This is a genomic window from Vibrio sp. D173a, from assembly GCF_030248475.1.
Genome location: NZ_JAHGAH010001450.1, coordinates 1 through 683 on the forward strand (window position 1 = coordinate 1; position 683 = coordinate 683).

Annotated in this window: 1 protein-coding gene; it reads left to right on the forward strand. The window is 40.1% G+C overall.

All coding sequences use genetic code 11. From position 1 onward, the window contains the following. The first annotated feature begins 418 nt into the window (after nt 1–418). Entirely contained in the window at nt 419–547 is a 129-nt protein-coding gene (locus KIV40_RS33980; RefSeq protein WP_285353851.1) for a hypothetical protein, read from the forward strand. The last annotated feature ends 136 nt before the right edge of the window (nt 548–683 follow it).

Below are 683 nucleotides of genomic sequence, written 5' to 3' on the forward strand. Positions count from 1 at the left end.
TAATGTTGCTGTTTTAATCCTATTCACTGACATCTCCGTTCTGTCCAAATTGCAAACCAATAACGCTCAGCAAGTTTATAAATGTAGCGCCAAAAAATTAACGATCTCAGCCTAGCTTTGACCACAAGAAGCAAAGATTTTGGGCGAGCATTTTGGTAAACCGTTTGTCGATTGTTTTAACAAATCTTACCAGTTGCCATATTCTTTATCTTCAAGAAACACAATAACTTATGTCGCTGTTTAGGGTGTGAAGACTATCATTTGGTGTGATCTTTGTCATTAGTCTGTATATGTTTTTGTTAAATGAATGAGTGTGAACTATGAATTGCATTGGGTTAGGTGTTATATTTTATCTAATTAGCATTTTTTACGTGTCGCTTTTTTGACACGCCACTTAAAAGTGGGTTTAGGGGTAAATATGGATATGACAATTTTAAGCCTAGTAGGCGCACTAGGTGCTGGACAACGTATTGTTATAGGCCTAGATGGCAACGTTCTACAGAACCAAGCTTATCAGCTAAGCGTTTCGAAGATGACGTTGAAGTAGAGCTCGACCCTACTCACGCCCTTTTCCAAGAGCATGTTGAGTTTCATCATCTTGCTTTGGTCATTATTGATGAACAGCACCGCTTTGGTGTCCACCAGCGCTTAGAGCTACGCGAGAAAGGCGCGAAACACGGCGC